The following is a 26,687-nucleotide window of genomic DNA, read 5'->3' as shown; positions in this document are numbered from 1 at the left end:
AACGACGGTACGACGATCATCCACGGGGCTTTCTTGCTTTGCCCGAATGGAGACGACGAGATGCGTTCTCTTGCCAAGAAACACCATAAGAGCGACCTCGCGCTGGGGCGCCGCGTCTTCTTGAAGGCGCTCGGCGCCGGAATCGCGGCGCCGCTCGCCTTCCGGATGAGCAACCTGGCGCTGGCCGAGCCGAGCGCGGCGCCGGTCCGGCTGTTCATCTACTTCGTCCCCCATGGCATGCCCATGGAGTATGCCGAGCCGTACGGCTCCCCGGGCGCGGACTTCCTGAAGGGCTCGACGGTCCTGTCGGCGCTCGCACCCTTCGGGAAATACGTCAATGTCTGCCGCGGGCTCGGCATCAACGGCTTCAACAACCACGAGGCGGTCTCCGGCGTGCTCACCGGCGTGAAGGACGGCGCGGGGGCCGACTCGATCGACCATACCATCGCGCAGGCGCTCGGCGTCGAGGCCTACAACCTCGGGGCCAACCCGTACCCGAGGAACCCGGACGGGACGGGGTTCGACAAGAACTCCTACCTGATCAGGCACGGGGGAGTCTGGGTGCGCCCCATCGAGGACCCCGCGGCCGCGGCCGCGGAGATGCTCGGGGCCGTCGGCGGCGGACAGCAGGGCGGAGGCGCGCCGGCGACGGACGAGGCGGCCTTCCGCAACGAGGCGCTCGGGCTCACCGAGCGGCAGCTCGAGAAGATGCAGCGCGCGCTCTCGGGCCTCACGAGCGAGCAGCGCAAGCTCGGGGTGCACCTCGAGTCGGTGCGCTCGCTCAAGGCCGCGGCCGACAGGCCGGTCGTGAACGCCTGCAGCGAGCGGCCGGCGCTGCCCGCGCTCGACGCGCTCTCGGGCAAGAGCGTCTTCGAGCAGGCGAACCTGCGGAGCGTCATCGACGCGCACCTCGAGGTCGCCGCCAACGCGATGGTGTGCGGCACGGCGCGCGTCGTCACGATGCAGAACCTGTGGGTCAACTGCGATCTACCCATGAGCTTCACCGGCGGCCCCGGGAGCGCGAGCAACTACCACGGGGCGACGTCCCACTCCCGGGAGCCGCCCGGTCGCAAGGAGTTCGCTTCGGTCCAGGGCTGGTTCTTCGCGCGGCTCGCGGAGAAGCTGCTCGCCGTCCTCGACCAGCCCGACCCGCTCGATCCCGGCAACACCGTCCTCCACAACTCGCTCATCTACGTGTGCAGCGAGATCGGCGACGGCGCCGACCACAACTCCGACGTCCACGACGTCTACCTCGGGAACCAGATCGTCCACTCCTACCTTCCGGCGATCCTGATCGGCAACGCCGGCGGCCGCATCGCGAGCCGCGGCGTCGTCGACGTCGACACCGACCACGTCAACATGCTGGCAACGCTCGGCGATGCCATGGGCGTTTCCATCAAGCAGATCGGCGCGCACAGCGCGCAGCCGATCCAGGAGCTGAAGTCATGATCCGCTGGCAAACGTGGGTGCTCGCCGGGGTCGCGTCATCGCTCCTCGCGTGCGTCGGTGACGCGGGCGGGGGCGACCCCGAAAAGGACCCTCCCATTGACGGCGACTCGTGCGAGCAGGCGCAGGTCGGCGCGCCGGTGCTGCGGCGGCTCTCCGCGCTGGAGCTGGGGAACAGCCTCCGCGACATCTTCCCCGAGCTCGGCGCGGCGGCGTGGTCGGGCGTCCGGCTGGGCACCGACCCGACATCGAAGCTCGGCTTCACCAACGACGCCGAGGCCCTGCAGGTCGGCGTCCAGACCGCGAAGGAGCTGCTGGGCACGGCGGAGGACGTCGCCGACATCGTGACCGCCGAGGGCGCGCTGGCCACGTCGCTCCCGTGCGCGGCGACGCAGCCTGGCCCCGAGTGCGCCGCCGAGTTCGTCGCCCGGTACGGGCTGCGGCTGTTCCGCCGGCCGGTGAGCGAGGAGGAGAAGAGCGAGCTCCTGGCGCTCCACGCCTCGGTGAGCGGGAAGTCCGATTTCCGCGTCGGCCTCAAGTGGACGCTGGTCTCCATGATCCAGTCGCCCCACGCGTTCTACCGCTCGGAGATCGGCGCCCCGAACGGCGGCCGCTACGAGCTGTCCCAGCACGAGCTCGCGACGGCGCTCGCCTACAACTACACGGGCACGACGCCCACGCCCGAGCTGCTCGACAAGGCGGCGCGCGGGGAGCTCGGCTCGCCGGAGGCGCTCGTCGACGAGGCGCGCGCGCTCCTCAGCTCGCCGCGCGGCCACGAGGCGATGAGCCGCTTCCTGCAGCAGTGGCTCAGCTACGGCAAGGTGAACGGGATCGCGAAGGAGAACCTCCCCGACTTCAGCACCTATGGGACCCTCATGCAGGAAGAGACACGCCTCTTCCTCGAGGAGGTCCTCTACACCCGCGGCGCCGGCGTGGCCGAGCTGTTGACCGCGCCGTACACCTTCCTCAACGACCGGCTCTCGACGTTCTACGGGTACGGCAACGTCACAGGCTCGGCCTTCCAGCGCGTGGATCGGCCCGCGGAGTGGAGCGTCGGGCTGCTCGCCCAGGGCTCCATCCTCGCGGGGAACTCGCGCATGGACGGCTCGTCGCCGACCCACCGCGGGCTGCTCGTCTTCGAGCGGCTCCTCTGCGGCGACGTCCCCCCGCCGCCGGCGAACATCCCGGCGATCACCAAGCCCGATCCGGGAAAGACGACGACGCGCGCGCGCTACGAGGAGATCCACATCTCGGCCGAGGCCTGCAACGGGTGCCACGCGTCGTTCGACCCGACGGGCTTCGCGCTCGAGCATTTCGACGAGACGGGGCGCTACCGCGCCGACGAGGGCGGCCTTCCCATCGACGACTCGGGCTACATCGCCGTCGAGGGCGAGAAGCGGCCTGTCGCCGGCGCGACGGGCCTGGCCGAGACGCTCGCCGGCTCGCCCGAGGTGACCGCGTGCGTGAGCAAGCTCGGAGCGGCCTACGCCTACGGCGGGGCGCTCGGGGCCGAGTGCGCCATCGGCGAGGCCCAGCAGGGCCTCATGAACGGGCAGATCGGCCTCGTCGAGTACTTCGCGCAGCTCGCGGGCACCGAGCACATGCGCGCCCGCGTCCGCCGGGAGTAGCCTGCGCGGCGCGGGCCTGCACCCATAAAGGGCGCGCGCAGAGGCCCCGGGCTATGCTGGCGCGACGCCAGCACGACAGCTCATGACCAGCGCCCCCCTCACCACCCCCTCAGCGCCGATGGGCCCCGGCGCGCCCGCCCTGCGCCCGTACCAGCGCGCCGCCGTCGACGCGGTCCTCGCGGCCCGCAGGCGCGGCGTCCGACGCATGGTCGTGTGCCTCCCCACCGGCGCTGGCAAGACCGTCATCTTCTCCCATCTCGCCCGCCTCGCCAGGCGGCAGGTCCTCGTCCTCGCCCACCGCGAAGAGCTCCTCTTCCAGGCCAAGGACAAGATCGAGCGCGCCCTCGGCGGGCAGGCCGCGGTCGCCGTCGAGCAGGGCGAGCTCCGCGCCTCGGCGGACGCGCGGGTCATCGTCTGTTCGATACGCTCTCTCCACGAGAAGCGGCTCGAGCAGGTCACCCGTGGCCGCGATATCGGCCTCGTGATCTACGACGAATGCCACCACGCCCCCGCCGAGGACAACCGCCGCGTCCTGCGCCAGCTCGGCGCCTTCGACCCCGCGTGGACAGGCACCCTCCTCGGGTTCACCGCGACGACGGCCCGCGGCGACGGCAAAGGCCTCGACGACGTCTTCGAGGCGATCGTCTACAGCCGCACCCTCCCCGAGATGATCGCGGACGGCTACCTCGCCCCCCTCACCGGCTACCGCGTCGCCACCGCCACGGACCTCTCCCGCCTCGACGGGGGCGGCCTCGACTTCGCCGCGGACGAGCTCGAGGAGGCCGTCGACCTGGAGGAGCGCAACGCGCTCGTCGCCCGCTCCATTCAAGAGCTCGCGCGCGACCGGCGCACCATCGCGTTCTGCGTCACGGTCGCGCACGCCAGGAACCTCTCGAAGGCGCTCAACCACCTCGGCGTCCGGGCCGCCTACGTCCACGGCGACATGCCCTCCGACCTCCGCGGCCGGATCCTCGCCGATTTCCGGGAGGAGCGCGTCCAGGTGCTCACCAACGTCGCTGTCCTCACCGAGGGCTTCGACGACCCTGGCGTCTCCTGCGTCGCGATGGCCCGCCCCACCCGCTCGGAGGGGCTCTATGCCCAGTGCGTCGGGCGCGGCACCCGCCTCCATCCAGGCAAGAAGGATTGCCTCGTCCTCGATTTCGTCGACCTCTCCTCCCTCCAGCTGTGCACGCTCCCCTCGCTCTTCGGCATGCCCCGCGACCTCGATCTCGAGGGCAGGGACGCCGCCGAGGCGAGCCGCTTCTACCGGCAGGTGGCCTTCGACTATCCGGGGTTCGAGGTCGAGGCGGGCCGCATCACGCTGCGCGAGATCCAGGAGCGCGCCGCGCGCTTCGATCCCCTGAGCCTCCGCGTCGATCCCGAGGTGCTGGCCATCTCGCGCAACGCGTGGGTGTCGCTCGGCCGCTTTGGGCTCGCGCTCCATTTCGAGAGGAAGCCCGGCGCGATCAGCGAGGTCGCCGTCCTCGCCCGCGGCGGTCGCGGGAAGCGATGGCATGTCCTGCTGGATGGCAAGCTGGTCGAGCGCTTCTCGACCCTCGAGGAGGCGGTGTCCGCGGTCGATTACGAGGTCGCGCGCCGCGGCCCCGCGGCCGGGGCCTCGGCGCGCCACGACGCGCCATGGCGCAGGGGAAAGCCCCCGGTGCCCCTGCCGGCCGAGCCCCCGAGGGGCCATCCCCCGCCGAGCACCATGGAACAGGCCATGATCGTGGCGGTGTGGGCGAGGGTCACCGCGCCGCGCGAGGAGCGATGAGATGAGGCGCACCTGGGACCGTGGTGGCCACATCCCCGGTCAAACTACGGCAGGCCGAACGCGAAGAGCGTATGCCCCGGCGTGCCGACGCCGAAGCTCTGGTATCCGCTCCCCCAGTACACGGTGCCGCGGGACACCGCCGGCCCCGCGTTGACGGAGCCGTCGGCCGGGTGGCTCCACAGGATGGCGCCCGTCGCGGCGCTCAGCGCGTGCACGTCGCCGCTCATCGAGCCGGCGTAGAGCACCCCGTTCGCGACCGTCAGCGGCCCCCTGTCCTGCGCGCCCGCCGCGGGATCGGCCGTCTGCCACAGGAGCTCGCCCGTGGCGGCGTCGAGCGCGCTCCACGACCCCCACGTGATGATCTCGCCCGACGGGTGCAGCGTATGAGCGATCTGATCGCTGTTGCCGATGGGCACATAAATTCTGCCCTCGTCCAGGGCGACCCCCCACATGATCCCGCCCAGGATCCCGCCGGGGCCCACCAGCGTGCTCCACACCAAGCTCCCGTCGTCCCTATCGAGCGCCCAGAAGATCCCGCTCTTCTGCCCGGCGCCGACCAGCGCGCGGCGGTGCTCCCCCGCGCCGGCCGTGAACAGCGCCGCGCCCGTGCCAAAGTCGTAATCCGGACCCGTCGGGGAAGGACACCAGTCGTAGCCATAGAAGCAGGCCCCCGTCCAGGCGTCGAAGCCTTGCAGCCGGCGCGCCCACTTCGTCGCGCCGGTGTCGATGTCGAGCGCGACGATGGCGTCGATATGGTCGTCTGCCGCGAGGCACGCCTCGGCGGCGAGGGGATCGTCGCCGGCCGCCTCGGCGCACGCCGCGACGGACGCCGGCACGGTGTAGTTGTTTCCGGTCGTCACGTACAGCGCGCGCCGGCCGACGTCGATGGCGGGCGCGCCGGCCCACACCGCGCCTCCGCTGTACCCCGCCGGGACGAGGTAGGTCTGCCACAGGAGCTCCCCTGTCACCGCGTCGAGCGCGACCACGCTGCCGCGGAACGTGCAGCACGGATATCCCTCGCCCGCGGCGAAGAGCTCCTCGCGCGAGGAGACGCCCACGTAGACGCGGCCGCCGTGCACGACGGGCGACTGCGTGACGATGGCCGCGGGGTGCGGGTCCACCTGCGTCTTCCAGAGGAGATCGCCGGTGCGGCGATCGACGGCGAGCAGATACGCCCCGGCTTGCGTGCCGACGAACAGCATGTGGCCGTGGAGCGCCGGGCTCGTGCGCGAGATGGCGTCCGCCGTGCCCGTGAGGCCGGGGATCGTGCGCGTCCAGAGCGGGAGCCCGGTCTCGGCGTCGAGCTTGTAGAGGCTGCCGCCCCAGTCGGGAAAATAGACCGCCTCGTGATCGACGGCGGGCGTCGCAGAGACGCTGCCGCTCGTGGTGAAGCTCCATCGGACGGAGAGCGACGCGACGTTCGCTGCGCCGATGTCGCGCTCGTCGTCCGCGTTGTGCGTGTTGGCGAGATCTCTGCCAAAGACGGTCCAGCGCCCGGCTCCCGCGCCCGCGCCCGCGCCCGCGCGGCTCTGGACGGCGAAGAGCAGGACGACGAGAGCGGCGACCGCGATCGCGGGCCGCGTCCTCGAGATTCGCTCCATGATGATCCCCTCCCCCTCGGAACGCCGAGGACAGCAGCTCCGGTGGCCCGGACCGGCCAGCTCCGTTGCCGCTGGGTCCCAGATTGTCCTGAGAACTGCTGTAGCTTGGAGGACGCGTCAAGCAGCGACGATCAGCATTCTCCGGGAGACCTCGCGCAGCGCCGCTCAGGACGATTCAGGTGGATCTGACGGCGCGCATGGTCCGCCCGAAGCTCGACTTGACCTCGACGGATGGACGGATAGACGGAGGAGCGCTCCTGAACGACGTTTGACCCGACACAGGTTCACCATGCCAGGCTCGCTGTTCCACGCCCGGGAGCTCCGCGTCGACCATGACGCCGGCGACGACGGCCAGCCGCACCGTGAAGTGGCGCCCGTCGATGGGGGCGCTGAGATCATCTCGTACGCGAGCAGGAATGGACTGAAGGTGTATTTGCGAGCTCCACGGGCGGAGGAACAGCCGCTGCTGCCGCCGAGAGCGCGGCCGGCGGCGGGCGACGCCGCCTCAGCCGCTCGGCTGGCCCGAGCTCAGCCGCGGTTCCGGCGCCGTCGCATCGCCAGGGCGGAGAGCCCCACGGCGAGCGCCGCGGCCCACGAGTTCGCCGGGGCGCTGGACCCGGCGGCGACGACCCCGCAACCTCCGTCGGAGGATCCGTCGTCCGGCGTTGTCCCGCCGCCTGCACCTCCCTCGCCCGGCGCGCCGCCGCCCGTGCTGCCAGAGGTGGCCGTCGTCCCCGCCCCGCCCGCGCCGCTCCCGGAGGAGGTGGCCGTCGTCCCCGCCCCGCCCGCGCCGCCGCCGGAGGAGGCGGTCGTCGTCGCCGCCCCGCCCTCGCCGCCGCCGGAGGAGGCGGTCGTCGTCCCCGCCCCGCCCTCGCCGCCGCCCGCGCCGGTGCCAGGCTCGGTGCCCTCGTCGCGGGGCACGGTTCCATTGAATCCGGTCTGCCCCTCCCGTGTCAGCGACAGCACCAGCGTGCCGTCCTTCACCGTCACGTTCTGCGGGACGAAGTCCACGCGGTTACCGTCGAACGTCCAGTCCGCTTTGCCCCATCGCCCGCTGTCCACGGAGTCGAAATCGTCCTGCCACGCGAGCTCGAAGGCTCCATTGTTGTAGCGATAGTACTTGATCCAGTTGACGAACTGGTGCTGCGGGAGGACGGAATCGTCGAACGCCCCGACCCACTCGACGGCCTCGGAGGACCACAAGTTGAAGCGCAGGGACTGGGGGCTCGTGAGCGCGGTCACCTGCGCGCCCGTCGACCTCTTGATCTCGGTCCCGTCGATGCTCCAGGAGACGTAGGTCGGCGTCCACTCCAGCGCGTAGGTGTGATAGCCGTCGGCGAGGGAGAAGCCCGCGTTGTGGACCGCCTCCGACGTCACCCTCGTGCCCATGCCGGTGATGATGTTGGACTGCCAGCTCCGGGCGTTGTCCTTCCCGAAGACCTCGATATCGATCTCCTCCCAGAAGGCGCCGGACATCTCGGACCCGTCCTTGTAGGTGAAGAAGGTCGACAGGATGCCGCTCCCGCGCGCCATGCGCATGCGCACCTCGATACGACCATGAAGGTAGCCCTGGGTCGTGTAGAGCTCTCCTCCCTTGTAAGGCTTCGCGACCGCGGTCGAGCTCACCGCGAGCGCCAGCGAGGCGGCGGCGATCATCGGACCTGCACGGAATTTCATAAGCATGGTGGAACCTCCGCGAGAACGTTAACATGAGCCGGATCCGCGGGGGAGCTGGCGCCGTGGCCGTGGCCCGTGCTAGGGTAGGCCCGCCGCAGGAGCTTTCCTGTCACCGCGTCGAGCGCGACCACACTGCCGCTTAACCGCGTAACCGCGTAACCGCGTAGCCGCGTAACGGACAGCACGGATACCCGTCGTCCATCGCGAAGAGCTCCTCGCGGCCAGCGACAGGCATAGGAGCTGAAACGACGATGGCCGCTCTGCTTCTTCATCCCGTAGGCGAGCCCGTCCGTCGTGCGCCGGCGTCCAGGCGCTGACACCGGGCCGCCCGGGTCCGGCGATCCAGGAGCCGCCGGCGAGGGGTGAACGGCGGTTCGTTACTACATATTACTATCGCGGCGATGTCCGGCGCCGCGCGAGGCATCGCGCGCAGTTGCCGTGGAGATTCAAAAGGCGCAGCGATAGTAGAGAAATTGGATGAGCGAGTGAGTTTTTGGCGCACAAAAGTGTTCGCGATCGGCCCATGGCGTGTGCCTGACCGAACGAGCTCTGGTACGTTTCTCCTCTCGTCGCTGTCGCGTCGCAGCGGCGTGGACCCGTGCCGGCGTCGACCCATGGGGTCGGCGCTCGCACCGACTCGTGCCTTTCTTCGGACGCGGCGTGGAGGAGACGGTGAACCCCGAGCAACACACGCATCGCTTTCCATTCGAGCTCACCGGCTCACGGTTCAGGCGCGCTGCGCCGCTCTTGCTCGCGCTCGTCGCGGCCTGCAACGGCCAGATCGGCGGGCCCGGTGGTGAGGACACGGGGCCCGGCCCGGGCCCTGGGAGCGGCGGCGTGGGCGAGCCCGCGAGCGGCCAGCCCCCGGAGGACGTGCTGGCCTCGCCCTTCTGCCAGACGCCGCAGCCCGGCGCGGCGCCGCTCCGCCGCCTCAGCAACGACGAATACACGAACACGCTGAAGGATCTCTTCGCCGGCGTCGCGGGCGTGGCCTCCACCATCGACGCGGCGGTCGCCACGTTCCCGAACGAGCCCGAGTCGCTCGGCTTCCGCAACAACGCGGCCTTCTTGACCGTCGGCTCGCTCGTCGCGCAGAAGTACCTCGACGCCGCGGAGCAGATCGCCGCCGTCGCGGCCAAGGCGCCGGGCCTGGTCTCCTGCGATCCGGCGGCGCTCGGTGAGCTCGAGTGCGCGCGCGACTTCATCCGCACCTTCGGCGCCAAGGCGTACCGGAGGCCGCTCACCGAGGCCGAGGTCCAGAGCTACGAGGAGCGCTTCACCGCGGGCGCGGACGGGTACACCTTCCAGGACGGCATCGAGTGGGTCGTCTTCAGCATGCTTCAGTCGCCGAACGTGCTCTACCGCGTCGAGCTCGGGAAGGAGAGCGCGGGGGACGTCACCGAGCCCACGCCGTACGAGATGGCCTCGCGGCTCTCGTACCTGCTCTGGCAGTCGCAGCCGGACGAGGAGCTCGCGCGCGCCGCGGCCGCCGACGAGCTCGCGACGCCCGACCAGATCGAGGCCCAGGTGCGGCGCATGCTCGCCGATCCCAAGGCCGAGCGCCTGTTCGAGTACTTCGACCAGTGGCTCGACATCGACCTGCTGAGCGGCATGACCCGCGATCCCGCGGTGTATCCGGGCCTCGTGTCCGGCCTGCCCGCCCTGCTGCAAGAGGAGACGCGCGCCTTCGTGATGAGCGTGTTCGCGGACCCGGGCGGCTCGTTCGGCGAGCTCCTCACCGCCGATCACAGCTTCGTGAACGGCGCGCTCGCGCGGCACTACGGCGTGGACGGGGTGAGCGGCGACGACTTCGTCAGGGTCGACATGCCCGGCCGCTCGGGCGTGCTCACCCAGGGCATGCTGCTCACGCGCGACAAGGCGACGCGCACCTCCATCGTCCGGCGCGGCCTCAAGGTGCGCACCGATCTCCTGTGCGGGCTCGTGCCCGCTCCGCCCAACAACGTGCAGCTCGACCTCGAGGGCCTCGGCGAGGGGCTCTCGCAGCGCGAGCGCCTCGAGCGCCACCGCACCGATCCGACCTGCGCGGGGTGCCACCAGATGATGGATCCGATCGGCGTGGTGTTCGAGTCGTTCGACGCCGTGGGCCGCTCCCGCACCACGGACGAGGACGGCAAGCCGGTCGACACCTCCAGCACCATCGCGTACACGCGCGACATCGACGGCCCGGTGGCGAACGCCGCCGAGCTGGGCCAGCGCCTCGCGGAGAGCGAGGAGGCGCGGGCCTGCTACGTGCTGCAGAACTTCCGCTTCTTCTACGGTCGCGACCGGACCGACGCCGACCGCTGCTCGATGGCGTCGCTCTCGGTCGCCTTCCAGGAGAGCGGCTACAGCCTGTCCGAGCTCGTTGTCGCGCTCACGCGCACCGACGCCTTCCGCTACCGCCCCGTGATCCACCCGGAGAGACCATGAAACCGCTGAGCCGCCGAACCTTCCTGCGTGGCGCGTCCGGAGTCGCGCTCGCGCTTCCGTTCCTCGACGCCATGCGGACGAGCCGCGCGCGAGCCCAGCCGGCGCAGTCCCCGCGGCGCATCATGTTCGTCTTCCAGGCGAACGGCGACGAGACGGCGAGGCGCTTCAGCGCCGCCGGCGAGACGAGCTTCGAGCTCGGCGAGTTCCTCTCCCCGCTCGAGCCGTACCGCGAGGACCTCGTGTTCCTCAACAACCTGCACAAGCGCTTCTACGACCTGCCGGAGGACGCGCGGGCCGACAACCACCAGCAGGGCGGCAGCTCGCTCGCGCCGTGGAAGTCCGGCACCGGGTCGTTCCCGATCGGCGGCACCGAGAGCACCATCGGTTACGTGGAGGGGCCGAGCGCCGACCACGCGATCGGCGGCCGCGTGCTGGAAGCCGACGAGCGCGTCGCGCACCGGCACCTCGTGTTCCGCGTCGGGGACAAGTGGAACGACATCTGGAACACGCATTCTCACGCGGGGCCCGCGGGCCAGCAGACCCCGATCCCGCCGGAGACCGACCCGTACGCGGCCTACGCCCGCATCTTCGCCTTCACGGCCGACGACCAGGCCGCGCAGCAAGAGGTGCTGAGGCGCCTGGCGAAGCGGCAATCGGCGCTCGATCTGGTGCGCGAGGAGGGCAATTCCCTGCTCACCCGGCTCGGCGCCGAGGACCGCGCCAAGATAGAGCAGCACCTCGAGTCGATCCGCGACGTCGAGCGCGCGCTCCAGACCGGCAACGGCGCGGCAGCGTGCGTGCAGACGCCGCTCGGCGAGAAGCTCAACCCCTACCACGACGACAACCACGCGATCATCGGCGAGCTGTTCTTCAAGATCAGCGCCCTGGCGTTCGCCTGCGATCTGACGCGCGTGGTGAACTTCAACTGGAGCGGCAACACCAGCAACCGGGTCTACTCGAGCCTGGGCCTCAGCGAGGGGCACCACGACATCTCGCACAACAGCGACCCTGCCGCGTTCGCCGACATCCGCAAGATCCACAAGCACCTCTGGCAACAGAACACGAAGCTCTACGAGATCTTGAAGGGGACGAGCGACGGCGACGGCACACTCTGGGATCACACGCTCGTCGTGCACTGGAACGAGCTCGGGCAGGGCGACACCCACAGCATCGAGGACAGCCTGGTCGTCCTCGCGGGCAAGGCGCACGACCACTTCCGGCGCGGGCGGCTGCTCGACTTCAAGGGCAAGCGCTCCTTCGCCGACATGCTCGTGAGCTGCTTCCACTACATGGGCTTCGACGACATGACGAGCTTCGGCGAGGGTGTGCTGAACACCGGGGGCGCGCTGCCGCTCACCTGAGCCGCCCGCAGCTCAGCCCGCCGTCGCTCGCATCCTGGGTCCCCGTGAGGTCGCCGCGGGATCGGCCTCTGCCAGGTCGGCGCTTTACGGGCTCACCTCGGTGCTCGCGCCGCAGATCCCTGGGCCTCGCCGCCTCCAGGATGACGCACAGGAGCGCCGCGGGCCGAGACACGGGTCCGCGTCCCGCGGCGCTGCCGGTCGTGGTAGTCTGAGCACGATGCGCAACGCTGACGAGCTCCGGCGGTTCGCTCGCCAGGGCTGGGTGGCCGCCCAGCGCGACAAGGAGCTCTACTGGCGCGACTGGAAGAGACAGCACGGCCCTGCCGCCGGGATCCGGATCGCCGATGAGCTCCGCAAGCAAGTCCTCGCGCAAAAGCCCGGCTGGCCGAGCGCGGAAGAACGCCGCGAAGACCTCGCCACGCACCTCCGCGTCCTCGAGGCCCTCGACCGCGTCCCGCCCCGCCCCCGTCGCCCTGCTCGCTGATCTTGCCGGGGCGCTGCGGAGGCGGCGCCTCCGCTGGTATGTCTTCGGCGCGCAGGCCGCCGTGGCCTACGGGAGGCCCCGCATGACCGCGGACGTCGACGTCACCGTCGACCTCGCGCACACCAGCACGCTCGCGCTCGTGGACGACCTCTCGCGCGCGGGCTTCGACCTCCGGATCCACCTGGGCGAGGACTTCCTCCGCGACGCCCGCCTGCTCCCGCTCGTGCACCGCCCGACCTGCATGCCCATCGACGTCGTGATCGCGGCGTCGAGCCTGCACGTCGAGTTCCTGGCGCGCCGCAGGGTGATCGACCTCGGCGGCGTGCGCGTCCCGATGATCAGCCCGGAAGACCTGGTCGTCACGAAGGTCCTGGCCGGCCGCCCGAAGGACCTCGAGGACGTACGCGGCGTGCTGATCGAGCAGCGCGACCTCGACCTCGACCGCATCCGCGATCTCCTCGGCGAGCTCGAGGCCGCCCTCGGCGAGGACAGGTTGCTCCGCCGCCTCGAGCGCCTGATCCGCAAGGCACGCACCACCGTCGCGCGCCGGCAATGAGATGAACGGACCCGACGGGGTTGACACCTGCCCCGCCTGACCGGGTCGGATGGGCCGGCCCGCAGCGACGAACCGTCGACGCTCACTATCCCCTCTTCGCTATCCCGCCTCTGGCCCTCTCCCCGGCCGCTTTCCCCGCCTTCTTCGCCGGCGCCTTCTTCGCCGGCGCCTTCTTCGCCGGCGCCTTCTTCGTTGCCGCCGCCTTCTTCTTCGCCGGCGCCTCGCTCCGCTTTCGCCGCTCTCCCGGTACCTTTCCGATGCGCGGATCGCCCGCCCGGATGAGCGCGCACGCGCGCAGGGCGGCCTCCTCGAAATCGGGCGCGTTCGCCGGGAGCACCTGCCAGCCCGTCACGTCGCGCCCGAGCACCGCGATGCTCCGCATGTTCGGGAACTCCGCGCGCAGGGCTGCGTGGTGCTCCTCCGACGTGGCGAGCCAGACGCCGTTGTCCTGCGGCGGCGCGGGCTTGTCGCGCAGGGCGAAGACGATCTTGTCCTCCACATAGACCGCCACGCAGCCGAACATCGGCCGCGTCTCGGGCCCGAGCGCGGCCAGCGCCTCGAGCACGAACTCGTGCGGTACCGGCTTGCGCCTCCTCGCGGCGAACACGTCGTCCGCCGGCGCAGCTCGACCGCTCCTCCTGGGCTTGCTCATGGCGACAAGGATAGACGAAGACGGCGGCCACCCTCGCGCGCAAGCGTCCTCGTGATCCCCCTGCGGGATCCTGGACGACATGGCCGCGCTGCTCCTTGACAAACGGAACAACGTTCCGTATTGATCCCGGTAGAAACGGAACAATGTTCCGCCTACTCAACCAAGACCCTCATGCGCAACCGCGACGCTGCGGATCTGCGAGCGGGGAAGCCCACGGAGAGATCCCATGCCCCTGAATCACTACGTCACCCTCGGCCGCTCAGGCCTCCGCGTCAGCCCCTTCTGCCTGGGCGCGATGACGTTCGGCGAAGACCTCGGCCCCGGCTTCGGCTCGAGCGTGAAGGAGTCGCAGCAGATCATCGACCGGTACCTCGAGCTCGGCGGCAACTTCATCGACACCGCGAACTTCTACACGCGCGGCCATTCCGAGAAGATCATCGGTGACCACCTGGCGCACGACCGGGAGAAGCGCGACCGGGTGGTCATCGCCACCAAGTTCAGCGGCAACCTCTACCCCGGCGACCCCAACGGCGGCGGTTCCAACCGAAAGGCGATCGTCGCGGCCTGCGAGCAGTCCCTGCGCCGCCTGCGCACCGATTACATCGACCTCTACTACCTGCACATCTGGGACAAGCACACGCCCATCGAGGAGACCGTCGCCGCGATGCACGACCTCGTGCAGTCGGGGAAGGTCCGCTATCTCGGCATCTCGGATACCCCGGCATGGAAGGTCGCGCAGGCGCAGCTGCTCGCGCAGTTCCGCGGGTGGGCGCCGTTCATCGCGCTGCAGATCGAGTACTCGCTCGCCGAGCGCACCGTCGAGGGTGAGCTCATCCCCATGGCGCGGGAGCTGGGGCTGGGCGTCGTGCCGTGGTCGCCGCTGGCGAGCGGTCGGCTGAGCGGGAAGTACACCCGGGAGAACGCGGGCAAGGTGACCGGAGGCCGCGCCGCCATGGTCGCCGGACGGGTGCAGGAGAAGGAGTACGCGATCGTCGATGCGCTCGCCCGCATCGCCAGGGAGCTCGACACCACGGTGCCCCGCGTGGCCCTGGCCTGGGTGCGCTCGCAGCCCGGCGTGGCGTCGACCATCATCGGAGGACGGACCCTCGCGCACATCGAGGACAACGTGCAGGCGCTCGAGGTGACGTTGACGGCCGAGCAGGTCGCGGCGCTCGACGCGGTCTCCGCGCCGCAGCTGCCGTTCCCCATCCCTTTTCTGCGGCTCGCGCCGGGGGTCTACGGCGGCGGGACCACGATCAACGGGGAGGCGTCGCAGCCTTCGCCCATCATGCCGCAGCGCCGCGGCGAGCACTACTGAGCTGCTCCACGCGCAGGCCGGGTATCGGGGGTCGACCTTCGCGAGCGGTCACGCGCGCGGCGCCCGGCGCGCCGCCGGCCAGAGCCGGACGAGGAGCGCGCCGGCCGCCGTCGACGAGGCGAGCGCCGTCACCGCGAGCCAGCCCCACTGGGCGAAGAGCGCGCCGCCCAGCGCGGCGCCGAGGGCCATGCCGACGAACATGCCGACGAAGAGCACGGCGTTGAGGCGGCTGCGCGCGCCGGGCTCGATGCCATAGACGATGGTCTGGTGCGCCACCAGCGCGGCCTGGATGCCGAAATCGAAGGCGACGGCGCTGGCGCCGAGCAGCCACAGCCGCCCGTGGGCCGACAGCCAGGGCGACAGCGCCATGGCGGCGAACGCCACGACCGCGAGGGCGGCGCCCATGCGCGTCACCAGCTCGGGCCCGCGGCGGTCGGCGATGCGGCCGGCCAGCGGCGCCGCCACCGCGCCCGCCGCGCCGGCCAGGCCGAAGGCCCCCGCCGCCGCGCTGCCGAGGTGGAACGGCGCGCCGTGCAGCATCACGGCGAGCGTGGACCAGAACGCGCTGAACCCCACCGCCAGCAGCCCCTGGGCCAGCGCCGCGCGGCGCAAGGCGCCGTGGCGCCTCCACAGCTCGGCCAGGGAGCCGAGCAGCGCGGCGTAGCTCAGCCGCGTGGTCGGCTGAAAGCGCGGCAGCCCGCGCCACATCGCCGCGCCGAGCAGGGCGATGCTCGCCGCGGCGGCGACGAACACCGCGCGCCAGCCGAAATGCTCCGCCACGAAGCCGCTGACCACGCGGGACAGCAGGATGCCCAGCAGCAGGCCGGTCATGACGGTGCCGACCACCTTGCCGCGGTCCGCCTCGGGGGCCAGCGTCGCGGCCGCGGGCACGATGTCCTGCGCCAGGGTCGCGGTCAGGCCGGTGATCAGGCTGGCGATCAGCAGCGCGCCGATCCCGTGAGCGGCGCCGCCGAGCAGCAGCGCGGCCGCCAGCACGGCCGCCTTGGCCAGGATGATGCGCCGCCGATCGTAGCGGTCGCCGAGCGGCGCGAGCAGCAGGATGCCCAGCGCATAGCCCAGCTGCGCCAGCGTGGGCACGAGGCCGAGCGCGCGACCTCCCGCGCCGAGGTCGGCCCCCAGCACGCCGAGCATGGGCTGGCTGTAGTAGAGCGAGGCCGCGGCCAGGCCCGCCCCGGTGGCGAGCAGCAGCACGAGGGCGGCGGGCAGGGGCGCCGCGGACGCGGCGGGCGCCGGCTGGAGGGCAGGGGTTGTATGCGTCAGCGGAATGGCTTCCATGGTGCACGCAATATGTGGAGCGCTGCTCCGGCGCTGTAGTGGCGTGGGGCGCACGACGGTTATACGCTCGACGTATGACCAGGCCGGCGCCGCCCTCCCCACCGTCGATGGACCGCGTCGCCTTGTTGCAGACGTTCGTGCGGATCGTCGAGGCAGGGAGCCTGTCGGCCGCGGCCGCCCAGCTGGGGACGACGCAGCCCACCGTGAGCCGCCGCCTGCAGGCGCTGGAGCGGTCGCTGGGCCTGCCGCTGCTGCAGCGCTCCACGCACACGATGAAGCTGACCGAGGACGGCGAGCGCTGCTTCGAGCGGGCCAAGGCGCTGCTGGCGAGCCTGGACGCGCTCGAGTCGGACCTGCGGGGCGACCGCGACCAGCCCGACGGGACGCTGCGCGTGGTCGTGCCGCACGCGTTCGGCCAGCACCAGCTGGTCAAGCCGCTGGCCGACTACCTGCGCCGCTACCCGCGCGTCTCGGTCGAGTGGCTGCTGCGCGACGGGCCGCCGAGCTTCATCGCCGACGGCATCGACTGCGCGATCCTGGTCGGCGCGGTGGCCGATCCGGCGGTGGTGGCGATCCGCCTGGCCGAGGTGCCGCGCATCGTGGCCGCAGCGCCCTCGGTGCTGGGCCGGGTCGCGCCGCCGGATCATCCATCGGCGCTGGCCGACCTGCCTTGGCTCTCGCTGCGCACGTATTACCGCGACACGATCGCGCTGACCCACGCGTCGGGCGGTGAGCGGATCGAGCTCGCGATCCGCCCGCGCATGAGCACCGACAGCCTGTACGCCCTGCGCAGCGCCGCGCTGATGGGCCTCGGCGTCTGCGTGAGCTCGTCCTGGCTGGTCGCCGACGACCTGGCAGCGCGGCGGCTTTTGCACCTCGCGCCGGCGTGGCAGGCGGAGCCGCTGCCCGTGTACCTGGTCTATCCTCAGGCGCACTTCTATCCGGCCCGGCTGCGGCGCTTCATCGAGGCGATGCGGGCGTCCGTGCCGGCGGTGGTCGACGGCGCGGCGGCCCGGCGCGGCTGAACGCGCGGCCTCGAGCGGGCGGCGCGCGGCCCGGCCCGGCCCGGCCTCGAGCGGGCGGCGCCTCGAGCAGCCGTCGAGGCCGCGTGGCGATTCATGACCCCGCAGGGTAGTCTCCGGTCCGGTCACGGCGATCGCGAAGCGTGGACTGCATGCCGAAACTTCACGAGATCCGAGCGGACTACGACGCGGAGACCATCGTCATGTACCAGGCGTACGCGCCGGCGATCGCCGAGCCCGCGCTCGCCGCCCAGCGGTTCGTCGCTCCGTTTTCGTTCGGCCGCATGACCTGGATCAAGCCGTCGTTCCTCTGGCTCATGCACCGCAGCAACTGGGGGCGAAAGCCCGGTCAGGAGCGGATCCTCGCCGTCCGCGTCCGGCGAGCCGGCTGGGAGCGGGCGCTCTCCCTCGCCGTCCTCACCTCGCCGGAAGCGACGGTGTTTCGCTCGCCGGACGCGTGGAGCAGGGCGTTCGCCGAAGCCAAGGTGCACGTCCAGTGGGACACCGAGCGCAACCTCCGAGGCGGCCCGCTGCCTTACTACAGCATCCAGGTCGGCATCGGCCGCGATCTCATCCGCGAGTACGCAGAGAGCTGGGTCGTCGCCATCGAGGACAGGACTCCCCTGGTCCGCAAGATGTACCAGCAGATGCAGGCCGGCCACGCGGACAGCGCGGCGAAGCTGCTGCCTCGCGAGCGGCCCTACGCCGTCGACGAGACGATCGCCGAGCGGCTGCTCATCGACCCATGACGAGGCAGGGCTGGACTCCGTCGGTCGGGTCGGCACAGGCGCGGGCGCTCGCCCATGTCGCTTCGCTCAGCGCTGGGTGAAGTCCGCAAAAGCCCTGAGCTTTGGCGACACGTAGCGGCTCGAGGGCCATAGCAGCCGGAACAGGCCCGCGTGATGGGTGTGGCTGTCGAGCACGGTGACGAGCGCGCCGTCGTCGAGCTGACGGCGGACGGCGAAATCCGGCAGGCAGGCGATGCCGAGCCCCTGCTCGGCCATGTGGATCAGAGGCTCGATCGTGTTCACCACCGCCGTCGTCGGCAGATCGATCTCGATGTGCTTGCGCCCGCGGCGCAGCGGCCACGGCTCGAGCTTGCCGCTGGTCGCGTAGCGATGATGCAGGCAGGCGTGAGACCTGAGGTCCTCCGGCCTCCGCGGGATACCCCTCCGCGCGAGGTAATCGGGCGCGCCGACGAGCTTGAGCCGGAAGGTGCCCAGCGCGCGGGCCATCAGCCGTGAGTCCGTCTCCATTTCGGACACCTGGATCCGAAGTGTTCGGAACTATAGCGTCGTTGTCCATGATGTCGAGCGGAGGTAGCGTGTCCACCAGGCTTCCCGACCAAGGAGAGAGTCCATGTCGCACGCTCCATCAGCGCCGCAGCAGCACGATCGTTTCCCGTATTCCGCCATCTCCGACCGTCCCCCGTTGCGCTGGCCGAACGGCGCGCGGGTGGCGGTCTGGGTCATTCCCAACATCGAGCACTTCCTGTTCGATCGCCCCTCCGCCTCGATCATCGCGGCGACCGCGGGCCTCGTGCCGGACGTGTTGAACTACTCCTGGCGCGACTACGGCGTCCGCGTCGGCGTCTGATGGATGTGATGGAGAAGCACGGGGTCAAGGGGACCGCGGCGCTCAACGCCGACGTCTGCCGGTATTATCCTCGCATCATCGAGGGGGGCAACGCGCTCGGCTGGGAGTGGATGGCCCACGGCACCAACAATTCCACGCTGATCAACGGCCAGTCGGAGGAGGAGGAGCGGCAGCTCATCGGCTCCGTGATCGAGACCGTCCGGCAGAGCACCGGCCAGCGGCCCCGCGGCTGGCTCAGCCCGGGGCTGACCGAATCGCACCGCACGCTCGACCTGCTCGCCGCGGCCGGCATCGAGTACGTCGCCAACTGGGTCAACGACGAGCAGCCCTACCCGATGCGGGTGAAGAGCGGCTCGGTGCTGTCGCTCCCGTACTCGGTCGAGATCAACGACTACACGGCTTTCCTCGAGCAAGGGCAGAGCGGCGAGACGTTCGGGCGGATGATCTGCGATCAGTTCGACGTCCTCTACGAGGACGGCGCGCGCTCGGGGCGCGTCATGGCGATCTGCCTGCACCCGTTCCTGAGCGGGCACACGCATCGCAGCAAGTACCTCGCCAGGGCGCTCGCCCACATCACCTCGCGCCGCGAGGTCTGGGTGACGACCGGCGGAGAGATCGCCGACTGGTACAACACGATGGCGCTACCTCGCGCGGTTCGGTGACCTCGTCTGCCCCGCCCGCTGAGCAGAGCCGGCCAGACCGGCTGCGCATGAGCGCGGCTGTCACCCTGCCGCCGTGACGCGACGCGGCCAGGTGGACAGGTCGCGGGCGGACCGCGCAGCGCGCGTGCAACAAACGAGCAGAATTCTTCCAATACATTGGCGTGAGGTCCAACGCTCGAGAGGCGCCGCTGCATGCTGCTCTCCGGACGCCCCCGCCGACGGGGCGAGGGCGATGAACCACGGATCAGGAGAAGGAGCGGCAGATGATCCTCGTGACCGGAGCGACAGGGAACGTCGGCGGCGCGGTGCTCGAGCAGCTCGTCGAGGCGGGCCACCCGGTCCGCGCGCTCGTGCGCGACCCGGCGAGGCTGGCAGGGCGCGGCGGCGAGGTCGCCGTCGTGAAGGGCGATCTCTCGAAGCATGAGACGCTCGACGCGGCGTTCGCGGGCGTGGACAGGGCATTTCTGGTCTGCGCCGGCGGCGACCTGCCAGAGCTCGCCGGCAACGCGGCCGGCGCGGCGAAGAAGGCGGGCGTGAAGCACATCGTGCTGCTCTCGTCGTCGAGCGTCGTCAGCGCGCCCGACATCCAGATCGGCCGCTGGCACCGCGAGGCCGAGGCGAGGGTCAAGGCGTCGGGCGTCGGCTGGACGATGATCCGGCCGGGAGGGTTCGCCTCGAACACGCTCCAGTGGGCCGGGTCCATCAAGGCGCAGGGCGCGGTGTTCCAGCCCCTGGGCGATGCCAAGACGAGGCCCATCGACGAGCGCGACATCGCGGCGGTCGCGGTGAAGGCGCTGACCTCGGCGGGGCACGAAGGCAAGGAGTACGTGCTCGCCGGGCCGGAGGCCCTGAGCGCGGCGGAGCAGGTGGCGAAGATCGGCGCCGCGATCGGGCGACCGCTCAAGTACGTCGACGTGAGCGAGGACGCCGCCCGCGAGCAGATGGCGAAGGCGGGGCTCCCCGACGTGTTCATTGGCGCCGTGCTCGAGGCGTTCGCGCTGATCAGGGGCGGCAAGGGCGAGGAGCCCTCGCCCACGGTCGAGCAGCTCCTCGGGCGCAGGGCGCGGACGTTCGACGAGTGGCTGGAGCGCCACGTGGAGGCGTTCCGATAACGCGGCTGCAGCTCGCGAGAGAGGAGAGAGCATGGCATCGAGAGCGAAGAGGATCCTGGTCATCGGCAAGAGGGCCGATATCCTCGAGCGGAGCGTGGCGGCGCTGAACCAGCAGGGGCACTCGGCGGTCGGCACGTCGAGCGAGTCGGCGGACGCGGAGTTCCACGCCGGCGACTTCGACCTCATCACCATCGGCGGCGGCGTGGACGCCGTCACCCGGGCGCGCTTCCACGCGCGCTTCAAGGAGCAGAACAAGGACGTGATGGTGCTGGACGTGTACGCCCCGATCGCCGGCCAGCAGATCGCATGGGCGCTCAGGCGATCTTCCGTCGAGGGGGAGTTCGGGCGCGCCTTCTCGGTGACCGAGGGCGCGGGCGCCTTCGTCGCGCGCGCGACGATCGAACGCGCCTGCGCGCTGCGCCTCGAGATCTACAGCTACCCCGGCGCCGCCCTGGAGCAGGAGATCGCGCGCATCGTCGACACCTCGGTCGCCCCGGGGACGCACGAGTTCAGGCTCGAGGAGGAGCTCGTGCGCAACGGGTTCATGGCGGTGCTGACCTTGAACGGCGAGGAGCACCACCTGCACCGCCTGCAGCAGCGCCTGGGCTGAGCCGCGCGGCGCCGTCGACGGCGGGGCCGACGGCCCGGTGCGCGGCCGAGGCCCGAGCTCGATCCGCCCGCGCGAACGGCCATAGCGGTTCACGACCCCGCAGGTCGTTCCCCGTCGGCCCGCAGCGATCGCGAAGAGCGGACATGGAGCTTCATGTGCGCGCTCACCTTCTGGGCTCCCACCTCGGGCCGGATGTCGACGCGCTCGTCGGGTCAGGGATGTAGCGCGCGGGCGGATGGAATCCATCCATGCTCGAGTCTTTCATCCGCATTCAGAAGGATGGCCGCGGGTCGGTGAATTCGCGTTGACATCGACAATGTGAACGCTCACATTGGGGCGCGGTAGCATTCTTTTCCTTTGTTCAGGCTGGCTGCGGTGTGACAGCGGTCACGGCCACGAGCCCCGACATTCGCTCGCACATCTTCAGCATCGCCTCGGATCCATGCCGCGTGTGGTCATCGACACAGGCATCGTGTGGCGGCTGCTCGACGGTGAAACCTTGCAGTTCGGCCGCTCCGGCCGTGGAGAACCCTTATGCGCATCCCCTATTTGCTTAGCTGCATCTCCGCCTCTGTCGCGTGCTGCTCGCTCGCGTGCGTCTCCGTACCTTCTGACCACGAAGACAGCGAGTCCCTGGACTCCGAGCTGAAGAGCCCGGACGGCACGATGGAGGCGGACCTCGCGCTGCAATCGCAGTGGGGAACCGGGTACTGCGCGAACGTCACGGTGAAGAACACGGGCGACAGCGCGGTCACCTCCTGGGGGGTCGTCGTCGGGCTCAACGGCTCGACGCTGGGCAACGCGTGGAACGCGCGCGTCACCGCGTCGGGCGGGCAGATCCAGGCGGCCAACGAGAACTACAACGGGACGCTGGGTCCCGGCGCCTCGGTGACGTGGGGGTTCTGTGCCAACGGCACCGGGAAGCCGGCGATCGCGTCGGTGAGCGGCGGCGGTGGCTCGGGCGCCAGCGCGAGCGCCTCCTCGAGCAGCAGCTCGAGCTCGTCCGCGAGCTCCTCGGCGAGCAGCGGCGCCGGATCGGGTGGGGCCGGCGGCGCGGGCGGCGGCGGTGGCGCGGGCGGGTCCACGAGCACCGGCGGCGGCGCGGGGGGCGGCGGCGGCGCGGGGGGCAGCACGGGCTCTGGCTGCGGCGTGCCCACGAGCTTCGAATGGACGGCGTCGCCCCCGCTGATCACGCCGCCGAGCGGCTCCGTGTCGATCAAGGACCCGACCGTTCTCTTCCATGACGGCAAGTGGCACGTGTACGCGACGCACTACTCCGGCGGCTACAACATGACGTATCTGAACTTCACCGACTGGGACCAGGCCGGGTCGGCGCCGAAGACGCTCTTGAGCACCAACCGCAACCTCACGGGCTACAAGTGCGCCCCGCAGCTCTTCTATTTCTCGCCGCAGAAGCTGTGGTACCTCGTCTACCAGACACAGCCGCCTGCCTACTCGACAAGCACGAACCCGAGCGACGTCAGGTCCTGGTCGGCGCCGAAGACGTTCATCGCGAGGGAGCCCGCCATCGTCACGGCGAACAAGGGCTCGGGCACGTGGATCGACTTCTGGGTGATCTGCGACGACGCGAATTGCTACTTGTTCTTCTCGGATGACAACGGGCATCTCTATCGGAGCCAGACCAGCAAGTCGAGCTTCCCGAACGGCTTCGGCACGCCGGTCATCGCCCTGAGCGACTCCAGGTTCGCCTTGTTCGAGGCCGCCAACGTCTACAAGATCAAGGGCAGCAACAAGTACCTCCTGATCCACGAGGCCATCGGCGATGGCCGGTATTTCCGCTCCTGGACGGCGGACAGGCTCGACGGGGCGTGGACGCCGCTCGCGGCCACGCAGGCCAACCCCTTCGCGGGGAAGAGCAACGTCTCCGGCGCCGGCTGGTCGAACGACGGGATCAGCCACGGCGAGATGCTCCGCGACAACCCCGACGAGACGATGACGATCGACACGTGCAACATGCGATACCTGTTCCAGGGCCGCACCCGGGCCGGGAGCAGCTACGACCTGAACGAGTACAGCCTCGGGTTGCTCACGGCCGTGCCGTGAGCGCGCGTGCGCGCAGGGCGAGGGGGGGCAGCTCGGCGGCGACGACGACTTCGGCGCCCTCGCCGAGCTCGACGGGAGCCTCGGCCGCCACCGCGCTGGGGAGCGCTATCCGGACGACGCGTCTCGACCGAACGCGGAGCGCGCTCCGCCCTGCCCACCCCTATGCCGGGTGACGAGCCAGGGTCGCCCGAGGTACACTGCGCCCGATGCGGCTCGCCATCGGCCTGTCACAAGCCGAAGCTGGGAGGACGAGTGGACGAGAACGTTAAGGAGTTCCTCGGCATCGGGAAGCATGACTTCTGGTACTATCCGGGCCTGGCCATGGCGATCGGATCGTTCTGGGTCTCCAGCCCAGCTGCAGTCGTCGCCCTGCTCGTGATTTCGACCGGGCTTCTGGTGGTCTTCCTCGTAAAATCCACGCCACGCTACCTCGGGTCGCGCGAGCTCCACCGCGGCACCCGCGTCTTCGGCCTCGTCGGGAACGTCTTCCTGGTTCTGATGCAGATCGCCATCGTGGTCTTCCGCGTCCTCCGGCTCTCGTAGCCTTCTGCAGTCATGAATCCTGGCTACGTCTACATTCTCGTCAATCCATCGATGCCGGGCCTGATCAAGATTGGACGAACCCTACGAGACACACGCGCGCGCGCACGAGAGCTCTGCACGACTGGTGTACCGATGCCCTTCCAGGTTGCATTTGAGCTGTTTTCAGAACAGCATGAGGAGCTCGAAGAGGCTGCCCATGCAAAACTCGCAGATTTTCGCGTAACTACCTCGCGTGAGTTCTTTCGATATCCGCTAGATAAGGCCATCGATCTTCTGCTCGAACTAAACAGCCCACCTAAGAATCCAGAGTCAAATTTCGTGGCAGAGGACATTACCGAAGCGTTACAAACAAAGTACCCACAGCACCTGCGCCCCGGCATCGTGGCGGTTCGCATTGTGCAGGCACCAGGCCGCGTGTGGCTCGAGATCACCGAAGAAAATGAGGTCTCGGGCTATCTCAAAGACCAGTCAATAATGCGATCCGATCTGGCTTTCATTATTGAGGACGAACAGCCATTCTTCCGGCCCGAGGACGACGTTCGCGCGAACGCGCGCAAGTTCGTTGAAGATTACGACCCCTATTCGATCATGATGACCACCGATCTCTTCCACGATGAAGCGTGTAGAAAAATCGCTTCTCTACACAAGCCACACAAGAGGTCCGAGACCTAGTTCGGTTCTGGCGACGGCCGCCAGAGTCAGACGTGCGAGAGGCACCAGCTGGAGGCGCCACCGTCGAGTAGGGCCCCTGGATCGCCCAGGGGGCCCTCTCAGAGACCGGACTTGTGGACCTCACATCCGGCTCTTCGGGACGCCGGCATCCGTGGTCGCCCCGTTGTCCGGGGCAACCCAAGCCGGGTTGGGCGACCGATGCGGGCCGGCGGCCCTCGGGCTCCACCTGCCCGCCGGCGGTTCGCGAGACCGCCGCCGCCATGGCGCCGCCACCCGCCCGCGGCGCGCGCCGCCGCCCGCATCGCGAGGTTTTCGCCCCCCGCGCCCCTGGCACGCGCCCTGCCATGGGCCCGCGCATGGGAGACGCCGACATCGCCTTGCGCCACCTCGCCCGGAGGCGCCCCGAGGACCTGGTGCGCGCCCTCGTCCCCGAGATCCGCTCCATCGAGGTCCTCGGCTGGGTCGACAGCCAGGTCACGACCCTCGAGCGCCGCCTCGACAAGGCCCTGCGCCTGCGCGTCGACGAGCAGCCACGCGTGCTGCACGTCGAGTTCTGCTTCGCGCTCCGCGACGACGTCCCGGATCGCGTCTTCGAGTACCTCGGCTTCCTCTTCGCCGCGCTCCGGCGCGAGAGCCCTGGCGAGCCGGTGCCGCCGATCGAGAGCGTCGCCGTGGTCCTGTCGGGCCGCAGGCGGCGCTTGCCGGCATCGGGCGAGCGCCGCATCGCCTGGCCGGGGCGGCCGTTCAGCGGCGCGCGCTTCCGCGTCGACGCCGTCTACCAGCGCACCGTCGCCGAGCTGCGGGCGCGCGGCAGCGTGCTCTGGCTGGTGTTCGCGCCGCTCGCGCGCGACGCGACCGCGGCGGCGCTGCGGGAGGTCGTCGCCGAGATCCACGCGAGGGCGGCGACGGCCGAGGAGCGGGCCGAGCTGTACACGGCGCTGCTCGTGATGGCGACCGTCGATCCCTGGGGGCATACTCTGCACAAGGAGCTGGTCAAGATGGTGGAGGACAAGGAAGAGGGGCTGCTCCGGCGCACGCCGATCATCGGGGAGATGATCATCGAGGCCGAGCAACGCGGAGAGCTGCGCGGCGAGCAACGCGGAGAGCTGCGCGGAGAGCAACGCGGCGAGCTGCGCGGAGAGCAACGCGGCAAACAGCAGGCGATCCTCGAGCTGCTCGGCCGCCTCTTCGCGCGGCGGATCGGCCGGCGGCCGACGGCCGACGAAGAGCGCATGATCCTCGAGCGAGCCCATGCGGTCGGCCCCGGCGAGGTCGAGGACGCCTTACTCGATCTCGAGGGCGAGGCGCTTGTCCGCTGGCTCGCGGAGCCGATTCGCCCCTCGTGAGCTCCGAGCGCGTTCTGCGGGCCCATGAGCCCGCAGAACGCGACCTGCCATCATCCCTCGAGCGACCGCCTCACACGGCCCGCCGCGCCGCTCACCGCTCACCGACGGCGGCGAGGTGCGCCGTTGGCCGGGGGACTTCCACGCTCCTTCGGCGCGAGCGTGGCCATCGCCGCGCACGCGAGGTCGGGCAGCGTCGCCTTCATCCACGCGGGGTCCACGGCGCCGGGCGCCGAGAAGTAAGCGCGGCAGGCCTGGTGCGCCGGGCCGAGCAGCACGACGTCGACCATCACCTCGGACGAGCGCGCCCCGGCGAGGACGCCGAGCTCCGCGAGGTGCGCCGTCATCTCCGCCTTGAGCCGCGCCTTCGTCTCCCGCAGCGCCGCGCGGTGATGCCCGTCGAGCTCCAGCGCGAGCGCCTGGTAGATGAAGCGCGCCTCGGCCTCGTGGTCGAGCACCCACGTCAGGTGCGCCGAGACCAGCGCCCGCACCGCCGAGCGCGCCGTCCTGGCAGCGCGCACGCGCGCGGTGACGTCCCCCAGCAGCCGCTCGAAGGTCCGCTCGAGCAGCGCCGCCACCAGCGCCGGGAAGTCCTCGAAGAGGTGGTACACGCTCGATGGGCTCGCCCCCGCCTCCTTGCGGACGTCCTCGATGCCGGTGCGCAAGAGGCCCCGCTGCTCGAAGCAGCGCAGCGCCGCGTCGAGCAGCGCTTCCCGGCGCGCCACGCCGCTCTGTCGCGCCACGGCCATGGCCCTCCCTACCGCAGCCCCGCGCCGCTGACCAGCGGCCCACCGGGGGCCAAAGTGGAAGATTCTTCCAATTTCATCATGGAAGTTTCTTCCA

24 protein-coding genes are annotated in these 26,687 nt (G+C 70.4%); 18 read left to right on the top strand and 6 right to left on the bottom strand.

The window, feature by feature from the left end; translation table 11 throughout:
• The first annotated feature begins 60 nt into the window (after nucleotides 1-60).
• The 3 genes from WMF26_RS47405 to WMF26_RS47395 all read left to right on the top strand — a co-directional run bounded on the left by WMF26_RS47405 (nucleotide 61) and on the right by WMF26_RS47395 (nucleotide 4,845).
• On the top strand, nucleotides 61-1,449 hold the full coding sequence (locus WMF26_RS47405; protein WP_437998080.1) for a DUF1552 domain-containing protein: 1,389 nt from the start codon (nucleotides 61-63) through the stop codon (nucleotides 1,447-1,449).
• Nucleotides 1,446-3,074 (top strand): DUF1592 domain-containing protein, encoded by a 1,629-nt coding sequence (locus WMF26_RS47400; protein WP_437998079.1) that lies wholly within the window; start codon nucleotides 1,446-1,448, stop codon nucleotides 3,072-3,074. Before WMF26_RS47405 ends, WMF26_RS47400 begins: the two co-directional genes overlap by 4 nt.
• An 82-nt stretch (nucleotides 3,075-3,156) precedes the next feature.
• Entirely contained in the window at nucleotides 3,157-4,845 is a 1,689-nt protein-coding gene (locus WMF26_RS47395) for a DEAD/DEAH box helicase (protein WP_437998078.1), read from the top strand.
• Nucleotides 4,846-4,889: 44 nt separating this feature from the next.
• Here WMF26_RS47395 and WMF26_RS47390 read toward each other — a convergent pair whose 3' ends face one another.
• On the bottom strand, nucleotides 4,890-6,446 hold the full coding sequence (locus WMF26_RS47390; RefSeq protein WP_437998077.1) for an outer membrane protein assembly factor BamB family protein: 1,557 nt from the start codon (nucleotides 6,444-6,446) through the stop codon (nucleotides 4,890-4,892).
• Nucleotides 6,447-6,974: 528 nt separating this feature from the next.
• Complete coding sequence (locus WMF26_RS47385; RefSeq protein WP_437998076.1) at nucleotides 6,975-8,123, bottom strand: family 16 glycosylhydrolase; 1,149 nt, start codon at nucleotides 8,121-8,123, stop codon at nucleotides 6,975-6,977.
• Nucleotides 8,124-8,795: 672 nt separating this feature from the next.
• Between WMF26_RS47385 and WMF26_RS47380 the strand changes: the two genes are divergently transcribed.
• From WMF26_RS47380 to WMF26_RS47365, 4 genes are all read left to right on the top strand, one after another.
• Complete coding sequence (locus WMF26_RS47380; protein ID WP_437998075.1) at nucleotides 8,796-10,553, top strand: DUF1592 domain-containing protein; 1,758 nt, start codon at nucleotides 8,796-8,798, stop codon at nucleotides 10,551-10,553.
• On the top strand, nucleotides 10,550-11,914 hold the full coding sequence (locus WMF26_RS47375) for a DUF1552 domain-containing protein (RefSeq protein WP_437998074.1): 1,365 nt from the start codon (nucleotides 10,550-10,552) through the stop codon (nucleotides 11,912-11,914). Before WMF26_RS47380 ends, WMF26_RS47375 begins: the two co-directional genes overlap by 4 nt.
• Nucleotides 11,915-12,131: 217 nt before the next feature.
• Entirely contained in the window at nucleotides 12,132-12,398 is a 267-nt protein-coding gene (locus WMF26_RS47370) for a hypothetical protein (RefSeq protein ID WP_437952645.1), read from the top strand.
• Entirely contained in the window at nucleotides 12,388-12,954 is a 567-nt protein-coding gene (locus WMF26_RS47365; protein ID WP_438002495.1) for a nucleotidyltransferase, read from the top strand. Before WMF26_RS47370 ends, WMF26_RS47365 begins: the two co-directional genes overlap by 11 nt.
• Before the next feature lie 85 nt (nucleotides 12,955-13,039).
• Here the strand turns inward: WMF26_RS47365 and WMF26_RS47360 are convergent, their stop codons facing one another.
• A complete protein-coding gene (locus WMF26_RS47360; protein WP_437998073.1) occupies nucleotides 13,040-13,606 on the bottom strand; it encodes a hypothetical protein in 567 nt (188 codons plus the stop codon).
• A 226-nt stretch (nucleotides 13,607-13,832) separates the two neighbouring features.
• Here WMF26_RS47360 and WMF26_RS47355 point away from each other — a divergent pair, with 226 nt between their 5' ends.
• Nucleotides 13,833-14,924, top strand: a complete 1,092-nt coding sequence (locus WMF26_RS47355) for an aldo/keto reductase (RefSeq protein ID WP_437998072.1) — start codon at nucleotides 13,833-13,835, stop codon at nucleotides 14,922-14,924.
• Nucleotides 14,925-14,972: 48 nt separating this feature from the next.
• Here the strand turns inward: WMF26_RS47355 and WMF26_RS47350 are convergent, their stop codons facing one another.
• Nucleotides 14,973-16,220: an MFS transporter gene (locus tag WMF26_RS47350; protein ID WP_438002494.1), complete on the bottom strand. Its 1,248-nt coding sequence runs from the start codon at nucleotides 16,218-16,220 to the stop codon at nucleotides 14,973-14,975.
• 74 nt (nucleotides 16,221-16,294) lie between these two features.
• Between WMF26_RS47350 and WMF26_RS47345 the strand changes: the two genes are divergently transcribed.
• On the top strand, nucleotides 16,295-17,245 hold the full coding sequence (locus tag WMF26_RS47345) for a LysR family transcriptional regulator (protein WP_437998071.1): 951 nt from the start codon (nucleotides 16,295-16,297) through the stop codon (nucleotides 17,243-17,245).
• Nucleotides 17,246-17,394: 149 nt separating this feature from the next.
• A complete protein-coding gene (locus WMF26_RS47340; protein WP_437998070.1) occupies nucleotides 17,395-17,991 on the top strand; it encodes a DUF4291 domain-containing protein in 597 nt (198 codons plus the stop codon).
• Between the two features lie 66 nt (nucleotides 17,992-18,057).
• On the opposite strand, the gene WMF26_RS47335 is transcribed toward WMF26_RS47340, so the two are convergent.
• Nucleotides 18,058-18,498: a LysR substrate-binding domain-containing protein gene (locus tag WMF26_RS47335; RefSeq protein ID WP_437998069.1), complete on the bottom strand. Its 441-nt coding sequence runs from the start codon at nucleotides 18,496-18,498 to the stop codon at nucleotides 18,058-18,060.
• Between the two features lie 103 nt (nucleotides 18,499-18,601).
• Between WMF26_RS47335 and WMF26_RS47330 the strand changes: the two genes are divergently transcribed.
• The 8 genes from WMF26_RS47330 to WMF26_RS47295 all read left to right on the top strand — a co-directional run bounded on the left by WMF26_RS47330 (nucleotide 18,602) and on the right by WMF26_RS47295 (nucleotide 25,847).
• Complete coding sequence (locus WMF26_RS47330; RefSeq protein WP_437998068.1) at nucleotides 18,602-18,838, top strand: hypothetical protein; 237 nt, start codon at nucleotides 18,602-18,604, stop codon at nucleotides 18,836-18,838.
• An 8-nt stretch (nucleotides 18,839-18,846) separates the two neighbouring features.
• Entirely contained in the window at nucleotides 18,847-19,500 is a 654-nt protein-coding gene (locus WMF26_RS47325) for a polysaccharide deacetylase family protein (RefSeq protein ID WP_437998067.1), read from the top strand.
• A 263-nt stretch (nucleotides 19,501-19,763) separates the two neighbouring features.
• Nucleotides 19,764-20,612 carry an SDR family oxidoreductase gene (locus WMF26_RS47320; RefSeq protein WP_437998066.1) on the top strand — a complete coding sequence of 283 codons (849 nt, stop codon included), beginning with the start codon at nucleotides 19,764-19,766 and terminating at the stop codon, nucleotides 20,610-20,612.
• Between the two features lie 31 nt (nucleotides 20,613-20,643).
• Nucleotides 20,644-21,222: a hypothetical protein gene (locus tag WMF26_RS47315; protein WP_437998065.1), complete on the top strand. Its 579-nt coding sequence runs from the start codon at nucleotides 20,644-20,646 to the stop codon at nucleotides 21,220-21,222.
• Nucleotides 21,223-21,756: 534 nt separating this feature from the next.
• Nucleotides 21,757-23,286: a non-reducing end alpha-L-arabinofuranosidase family hydrolase gene (locus WMF26_RS47310; protein ID WP_437998064.1), complete on the top strand. Its 1,530-nt coding sequence runs from the start codon at nucleotides 21,757-21,759 to the stop codon at nucleotides 23,284-23,286.
• A gap of 252 nt (nucleotides 23,287-23,538) precedes the next feature.
• Entirely contained in the window at nucleotides 23,539-23,829 is a 291-nt protein-coding gene (locus WMF26_RS47305) for a hypothetical protein (RefSeq protein WP_437334555.1), read from the top strand.
• A 12-nt stretch (nucleotides 23,830-23,841) separates the two neighbouring features.
• The gene (locus tag WMF26_RS47300) at nucleotides 23,842-24,501 is read left to right on the top strand and encodes a GIY-YIG nuclease family protein (protein WP_437998063.1); all 660 of its coding nucleotides are present in this window, start codon (nucleotides 23,842-23,844) and stop codon (nucleotides 24,499-24,501) included.
• Between the two features lie 356 nt (nucleotides 24,502-24,857).
• Complete coding sequence (locus tag WMF26_RS47295) at nucleotides 24,858-25,847, top strand: hypothetical protein (protein WP_437998062.1); 990 nt, start codon at nucleotides 24,858-24,860, stop codon at nucleotides 25,845-25,847.
• Between the two features lie 98 nt (nucleotides 25,848-25,945).
• Here WMF26_RS47295 and WMF26_RS47290 read toward each other — a convergent pair whose 3' ends face one another.
• Nucleotides 25,946-26,593 carry a TetR/AcrR family transcriptional regulator gene (locus WMF26_RS47290; RefSeq protein WP_437998061.1) on the bottom strand — a complete coding sequence of 216 codons (648 nt, stop codon included), beginning with the start codon at nucleotides 26,591-26,593 and terminating at the stop codon, nucleotides 25,946-25,948.
• Between the last annotated feature and the right edge of the window lie 94 nt (nucleotides 26,594-26,687).

The sequence above is a fragment of the Sorangium sp. So ce185 genome (assembly GCF_051526825.1).
GTDB classification, from domain to species: Bacteria; Myxococcota_A; Polyangia; order Polyangiales; family Polyangiaceae; genus Sorangium; species Sorangium cellulosum_D.
This window is presented reverse-complemented; position numbering and strand designations above follow the sequence as displayed.

Excerpts from the sequence above, each read along its gene's own strand:
- WMF26_RS47405 (WP_437998080.1), top strand. The coding sequence starts at position 61 with ATGCGTTCTCTTGCCAAGAAACACCATAAGAGCGACCTCGCGCTGGGG.
- WMF26_RS47400 (WP_437998079.1), top strand. The coding sequence starts at position 1,446 with ATGATCCGCTGGCAAACGTGGGTGCTCGCCGGGGTCGCGTCATCGCTC.
- WMF26_RS47395 (WP_437998078.1), top strand. The coding sequence starts at position 3,157 with ATGACCAGCGCCCCCCTCACCACCCCCTCAGCGCCGATGGGCCCCGGC.
- WMF26_RS47390 (WP_437998077.1), bottom strand. The coding sequence starts at position 6,446 with ATGGAGCGAATCTCGAGGACGCGGCCCGCGATCGCGGTCGCCGCTCTC.
- WMF26_RS47385 (WP_437998076.1), bottom strand. The coding sequence starts at position 8,123 with ATGAAATTCCGTGCAGGTCCGATGATCGCCGCCGCCTCGCTGGCGCTC.
- WMF26_RS47375 (WP_437998074.1), top strand. The coding sequence starts at position 10,550 with ATGAAACCGCTGAGCCGCCGAACCTTCCTGCGTGGCGCGTCCGGAGTC.
- WMF26_RS47370 (WP_437952645.1), top strand. The coding sequence starts at position 12,132 with ATGCGCAACGCTGACGAGCTCCGGCGGTTCGCTCGCCAGGGCTGGGTG.
- WMF26_RS47360 (WP_437998073.1), bottom strand. The coding sequence starts at position 13,606 with ATGAGCAAGCCCAGGAGGAGCGGTCGAGCTGCGCCGGCGGACGACGTG.
- WMF26_RS47355 (WP_437998072.1), top strand. The coding sequence starts at position 13,833 with ATGCCCCTGAATCACTACGTCACCCTCGGCCGCTCAGGCCTCCGCGTC.
- WMF26_RS47350 (WP_438002494.1), bottom strand. The coding sequence starts at position 16,220 with ATGGAAGCCATTCCGCTGACGCATACAACCCCTGCCCTCCAGCCGGCG.
- WMF26_RS47345 (WP_437998071.1), top strand. The coding sequence starts at position 16,295 with ATGACCAGGCCGGCGCCGCCCTCCCCACCGTCGATGGACCGCGTCGCC.
- WMF26_RS47340 (WP_437998070.1), top strand. The coding sequence starts at position 17,395 with ATGCCGAAACTTCACGAGATCCGAGCGGACTACGACGCGGAGACCATC.
- WMF26_RS47335 (WP_437998069.1), bottom strand. The coding sequence starts at position 18,498 with ATGGAGACGGACTCACGGCTGATGGCCCGCGCGCTGGGCACCTTCCGG.
- WMF26_RS47330 (WP_437998068.1), top strand. The coding sequence starts at position 18,602 with ATGTCGCACGCTCCATCAGCGCCGCAGCAGCACGATCGTTTCCCGTAT.
- WMF26_RS47325 (WP_437998067.1), top strand. The coding sequence starts at position 18,847 with ATGGAGAAGCACGGGGTCAAGGGGACCGCGGCGCTCAACGCCGACGTC.
- WMF26_RS47320 (WP_437998066.1), top strand. The coding sequence starts at position 19,764 with ATGATCCTCGTGACCGGAGCGACAGGGAACGTCGGCGGCGCGGTGCTC.
- WMF26_RS47315 (WP_437998065.1), top strand. The coding sequence starts at position 20,644 with ATGGCATCGAGAGCGAAGAGGATCCTGGTCATCGGCAAGAGGGCCGAT.
- WMF26_RS47310 (WP_437998064.1), top strand. The coding sequence starts at position 21,757 with ATGCGCATCCCCTATTTGCTTAGCTGCATCTCCGCCTCTGTCGCGTGC.
- WMF26_RS47300 (WP_437998063.1), top strand. The coding sequence starts at position 23,842 with ATGAATCCTGGCTACGTCTACATTCTCGTCAATCCATCGATGCCGGGC.
- WMF26_RS47295 (WP_437998062.1), top strand. The coding sequence starts at position 24,858 with ATGGGAGACGCCGACATCGCCTTGCGCCACCTCGCCCGGAGGCGCCCC.
- WMF26_RS47290 (WP_437998061.1), bottom strand. The coding sequence starts at position 26,593 with ATGGCCGTGGCGCGACAGAGCGGCGTGGCGCGCCGGGAAGCGCTGCTC.